Source organism: Enterococcus sp. DIV0660C (assembly GCF_017316125.1).
Classification (GTDB): Bacteria; Bacillota; Bacilli; order Lactobacillales; family Enterococcaceae; genus Enterococcus_B.
This window is the reverse complement of sequence record NZ_JAFLWA010000056.1, coordinates 1-5,496: the sequence shown is the minus strand read 5'-3', so window position 1 is coordinate 5,496 and position 5,496 is coordinate 1. Positions and strand designations below refer to the sequence as shown.

General features: G+C 34.7%; 5 protein-coding genes. 3 read left to right on the top strand and 2 right to left on the bottom strand.

Translation table 11 applies throughout. The features are described from left to right. Nucleotides 1-93: 93 nt before the first annotated feature. On the bottom strand, nt 94-1,029 hold the full coding sequence (gene yidC / locus DOK81_RS12035; protein ID WP_206911176.1) for a membrane protein insertase YidC: 936 nt from the start codon (nt 1,027-1,029) through the stop codon (nt 94-96). A gap of 172 nt (nt 1,030-1,201) precedes the next feature. Beyond that, on the bottom strand, nt 1,202-1,477 hold the full coding sequence (locus DOK81_RS12030; protein ID WP_206911175.1) for an acylphosphatase: 276 nt from the start codon (nt 1,475-1,477) through the stop codon (nt 1,202-1,204). 105 nt (nt 1,478-1,582) lie between these two features. Here DOK81_RS12030 and DOK81_RS12025 point away from each other — a divergent pair, with 105 nt between their 5' ends. The 3 genes from DOK81_RS12025 to DOK81_RS12015 all read left to right on the top strand — a co-directional run. Continuing rightward, a complete protein-coding gene (locus DOK81_RS12025; protein ID WP_206911174.1) occupies nt 1,583-2,347 on the top strand; it encodes an RNA methyltransferase in 765 nt (254 codons plus the stop codon). 119 nt (nt 2,348-2,466) lie between these two features. After that, complete coding sequence (locus tag DOK81_RS12020; RefSeq protein WP_067483904.1) at nt 2,467-2,970, top strand: HD domain-containing protein; 504 nt, start codon at nt 2,467-2,469, stop codon at nt 2,968-2,970. An 824-nt stretch (nt 2,971-3,794) separates the two neighbouring features. Further along, a partial coding sequence (locus DOK81_RS12015; protein WP_206911173.1) for a toxin Cry1Ac domain D-VI-related protein occupies nt 3,795-5,496 on the top strand: 1,702 nt, incomplete at its 3' end.

Sequence of the window (5,496 nt, the reverse complement as noted above, 5' to 3'; positions counted from 1 at the left end):
GAAGGTCGCTGTTGTTGTCTAAAAACACGCGAAAATATCTACTACTATCGCTATAAAAAGTGGATACCATTTGCTGACTATCACGGTATATACTTATTTTCTTTGTTGCTTTCCAGCATTTCGTTTCTTTGATGAATTATTCTTTTGTTGCGTATTGACTTGTTTTGTTGCTTTTTTTGGTTCATTAGGTGTGACATCTTTTCGTGGTGTCACGACTTGTTTCGGTGGATTTCGTTTTAGTTCTTCCGCAACTTGTGCTTTTAAGCGTGGTTTCATTAATACGTTCGTAATAAATGTTTGGATACAACTAAAGATACCACCAACTACCCAGTACAGTGTAACGCCGGCTGGTGCACTAATTGACATAAAGACAATCATTGCTGGTGAAACAATCAACATGGTACGCATGGTTTTCTTTTGTTCTTCAGGAATACCAATCGTTGAGATATATCCTTGAAGTAAATAAGCAATACCAGCGATAGCAACTAATACCAAACTTGGTGAGCCAAGGTCGATTCCATAAAAGCTTGATTCACGGATACCTTCAGTGTAACGAGCAGTAAAGTAAAGTGCTGAGAAGATAGGCATTTGGATTAGCAATGGTAAACAACCAATCCCACCAGTCATACTCATCCCATTATCTTTGTAGACTTGTTGCATTTCTGCTTGCGCAGCGATTTGTTCTTCACGCGTTGTAGCAGCTTTTAATTTTTCTTGTGCAGCTGATACTTGTGGTTTTAACGCTTGCATTTTTTCTGATTGAATCATTGTTTTTTTCGATTGGCTAATACCTAAAGGCAAGATTACTAATCGAACGATAATGGTCAAAACAATAACGGCCCAGCCATAAGACCAATTAAAATTGTCCACTAAATAGGTAATTGCTTGCCCCATTGGATGAACGAGAATTCGATAGACAAAACCTGATGTGTCAGGATTTCCATGCGAGTCAGTTCGAACACAACCGGATAAAAAAAGTAGGACAGTGACCAGTCCAGATCCCAATAACCAATTTTTCCATTTATTCATAAAATACTTCCTCTTCCATAATTTTTACACAAAATTAACTATACTAAAAAAATTTTCATAATTCAATCAACTTCATAGAAAAGTCATAGAAATGTTCGGAAACTATCCCATGAACGCAGAGAAAAATAAATAAGGAAATCAGAAATCCGTTTTTTACTTTTTCATAGAGTCGTTAGTAGATAACATCAAAACTTGTTCGAGCATCCATCCATGGATTATCTTGTAAATCAAGATAAGTCACGCGACCAGCTGGACTGGGTGAATCTTTGATCTCTTTAATGAAGCTTTCTACTTGTTTGTCCTCACCAGCAGCTTCAATTGTAACAGAACCATCTTCTTCGTTTTTTACTGTGCCATAAATGCCTAAACGATCGGCAACCATTTTTGTTGTGTAACGAAAACCAACACCTTGGACGCGACCTTGGACATTCATTTTGACTTTACGCATAAGTTGTCACCCGCTTTCATTTTCTTATCCTTATGATAACTATTTTTTGTTAGAGAAACAAGTTGCAGCCCTGAATACATGCTATAATTAAGTGAGGTGAAAAAGGTGAAAGAAATTCAATCCGCAAAAAATCCACGAATCAAAGAATTGAAAAAATTGCATAAGAAAAAGTATCGCGAAGAAAATTGTGCCTATCTTTTAGAAGGTTTTCACTTGATTGAAGAGGCAGTCGCTGCAAATGCTGTCATTAAAGAAATTTACGTTACCCAAAAAGGACAAAGAGAGTGGCAAACTTGGCTTGATCAATTAACAGATATTGAATTATTTTTAGTAACAGACGAAGTCATGCAAGCTTTATCTGATTTACCAACGCCACAGGGAATCCTTGCTGTTGTAGCGCGTGAAGTAATGGAATCACCAGCCTTTTCTGGTGGCTGGTTGCTGTTAGATAATGTCCAGGATCCTGGAAATGTGGGGACGATGATTCGAACAGCTGATGCTTTTGGCTTAGCAGGCGTGCTTCTTGGTCAGGGGACAGCTGATTTGTACAGTACGAAAGTGTTGCGAAGTATGCAAGGTAGTAATTATCATTTACCTGTAATCCAAATGGACTTGTCACATGCTGTTCAGCAACTAAAAGAGCAGGATTTTATGATTTATGGAACAGAATTGAACGAAGAAGCAACAGCATTGAATGAAGTAGAAAAGCCAACTAACTTTGCCATCATCATGGGAAATGAAGGACAAGGTGTGAGCGGAGAACTGTTGAACTTCACAGATAAAAATATCTATATACCCATGAGTGGAAACGCTGAATCATTGAATGTAGGTGTAGCGACGGGGATCTTGTTGTATCACTTTGCAGTTTAGTTAAGGAACTATTAAGCTTTCTTATTTTACTACGTAGCAGCTAGAATCTTATCGTTTCAGGTGGTATACTATGGTCAATTTCAGAAATAACGAAAATCAAAAGGTGGCAGATTGAAAATATGACAGAAAAATGGCGTGAAGACGAAGAATACATGTCTTATGTAGCAGATCTTTTGGAAACAGATGCAGTGAAAAAATTAGCCGACTACACGCAACATGTCCACTCAACACGATTGGAACATTCCATTAGTGTTTCTTATTATAGTTATTTATTAGCGAAAAAATGGGGCGGAGATGCTAAAGCAACAGCAAGAGCTGGGCTTTTACATGATCTGTTTTATTACGACTGGCGAACAACTAAATTTGATGAAGGTTCACATGCGTATGTCCACCCAAGAATTGCTGTGAAAAATGCAGAAAAGATCACGGAACTTTCTGATTTAGAACGTGATATCATTTTGAAACATATGTGGGGAGCAACTATTGCACCACCCAAATATAAAGAAAGCTACATTGTGACATTTGTTGATAAATATTGCGCAGTGAAAGAAGCTGCCCAACCAATGACTAGCAGCATGCGTCAAAAATGGCAACATTATTTTGGAAAAGAACAGTCTATTTAAATAAAAACAGGACAGCAATCACGATTGCTGTCCTGTTTTTTATCTTCAGTTAATAATAAAAATTGAGAAGATGCTACAGTGGAGTTATCTTTTGGGGAATCAACTGCTTATAACAAAAGTAAATCAAAGTTATTTTGGAATAAAACTAGAGTTGCTAGTTGTCTGAGAAAAAAGCAAATCCATTATTCTACCAAAAGTAATCGAATCTATTGATGATTTTATCGATAAATGATGTCACTTTGCTAAGCTTTTACTTATTCATGGAGAAAGGAATATTTTATATTTAGAACAATTAAAAGTCACTATAATTCAATGTACGATCAAAGTAAATCAGTCAAAACGTTTATGGTATAAAATCCTCCCTTGATTCCTGTAATTCATAAATAGATTGATTTCAAGAACATTTAAAGAAAAATAAAGGCAAACCAAGTTGTTATTTAGATATTTATTACTAATAAATATGGTAACAATCTTTTTTTTGACTAAATAAAAAAGTTTCAGTGATAGTATAGTTTCTTTTGGTTCATTCGCATCTTCTTTTAGTTTACGAAGTGATTATCCAGTAAATTTTTAGATTTCGTTTCTTCTTTAGGCTGGATGATTGTTCTTAGCTGTTATGTATTTTTATTTTTTTCTCTTTTTTTTTAATTTTTAAAATAAACATCAATATTTTTAGTATAAATTAAATGACATAGGGGGAGATGTTTATAGAAGATAGGTTTATTGGAGCAAGAAGTAAACGCTTATTAACTAGAGAATAAATAACAATTTTAAAAGCGATGGTAAAATCATCCATTTAAATTAATAGACAAGGAGTAGTGTGAATGAAATCTTTCAAATATTGTTTAGCATCATTTTTAATTTTGGGAAACATGGTAACGACTCCTCTTGTTTCTGCATTAGAGCAAGAGGTTAAAAACGCTAATTCTACTGAAAAAGTAGATGAAAAATTAAACCAAACAACAAACGAATCAAATATAGATTTTACAGAAAATTCAAAAAAACAAGTACAGGCATCCGATGATGTTCAAACAGATTCGTCTAGTGGAACTCCTCGTTATAGTGTAGGTCAAACAGTAGATTTAATGGACCAGAATACAAAGAAAAGATGGAATATAACGATTGAAAAAGATTTTTACCAAGTTAATCAATACTTAGGTAGAAATACTGATACAGATGTTGTAATACCAACTGAAATGAGCATTGTCTTATTAGGAACTATGCAAACAAAAAAGAAAGTCAGAGTAAATGGTGGTAGCACAAAGTTTATGCAAAATGCCACTGGAAATCCAATTACTTCTTTTAGAGTAGAAGGTAATAAGGAAGTATTAGTAAATGGAGTAGAAAGGTTCAACAATTTTTTTAGAAATTCTAGTATAGAAAGTGTTGACTTAACTGGTTTAAATATAAATGTAATAGATTCCATAAATATGTCAAATATGTTCCAAGGCTGTTCAAAATTGAAAAATGTTAAGTTTGGAACAACTGATTTCAACAATGTAACAAACATGAGCAGAATGTTTAGTGGATGTACTTCATTACAGTCTTTAGATTTAAGTATGTTGAATACGAATAAGAAGGCTTTAGATATGAGCTATATGTTTGAAAATACACCAGCTTTAAGAAAAATAGATTTACGTAATACATCATTAGATACACAAGATACCAACAAAATACTGGGTGATAGAGCTACTAATGAAACAGCAGTAGGAAAACCATTGTCAGTGATCGTAAATCCTACGACCTCATCTAAATTTCTTAATTTTGATTTTGTAACTGAATCAGGAAGAATACCAGAAGCATTTCCAACACTAGATGCAAACGGTGGGGCATTTTCTTCAGGCGCATCTACTCTCAAGTATATAGATAAAATTTGTGTGACTCCAAAACAATTAGAACTATCCAATTTCAATTCATGGAAAGAGGGACAAACTCCGTCAAGAAAAAATCATGCATTTTTAGGATGGAAACCATCAAAAAATGTGAATAATGCCACTTCAATTTTTGATTTATTAGGTGTCACATATTCAGCAGAATGGGATAATTCAATCCAAGAAGCAACTAACAAAGTCAACGGCTTGTTCAATGGAGAAAACCTAGCTGATGGCGTCAACCAAGACAAAATCAACGAAGCACAAGCAGCGGTCGATAAAGTAACAGATGAAGCGAAAAAACAAGAACTACAAAATAAGATCGACAAAGCACAAGAATTGTTGAACAAACAAGACGAACAAGCACAAATCGTGCAAGAAGCAACTGACAAAGTCAACGGCTTGTTCAATGGAGAAAACCTAGCTGATGGTGTCAACCAAGACAAAATCAATGAAGCACAAGCAGCGGTCGATAAAGTAACAGATGGAGCGAAAAAACAAGAACTACAAAACAAAATCGACAAAGCACAAGAATTGTTGGATAAACAAGACGAACAATTTGCAATTACAAGTGTCGATCCATACAAAGAAGGAATTAGCCAATATGTGACTGGAACATACAAAGGAAAAGATGCTGGCTATATCCGATTGATGG

What these genes read in the sequence shown, in the direction of transcription:
- yidC (WP_206911176.1), bottom strand. Translation starts at nt 1,029, where the DNA reads ATGAATAAATGGAAAAATTGGTTATTGGGATCTGGACTGGTCACTGTC.
- DOK81_RS12030 (WP_206911175.1), bottom strand. Translation starts at nt 1,477, where the DNA reads ATGCGTAAAGTCAAAATGAATGTCCAAGGTCGCGTCCAAGGTGTTGGT.
- DOK81_RS12020 (WP_067483904.1), top strand. Translation starts at nt 2,467, where the DNA reads ATGACAGAAAAATGGCGTGAAGACGAAGAATACATGTCTTATGTAGCA.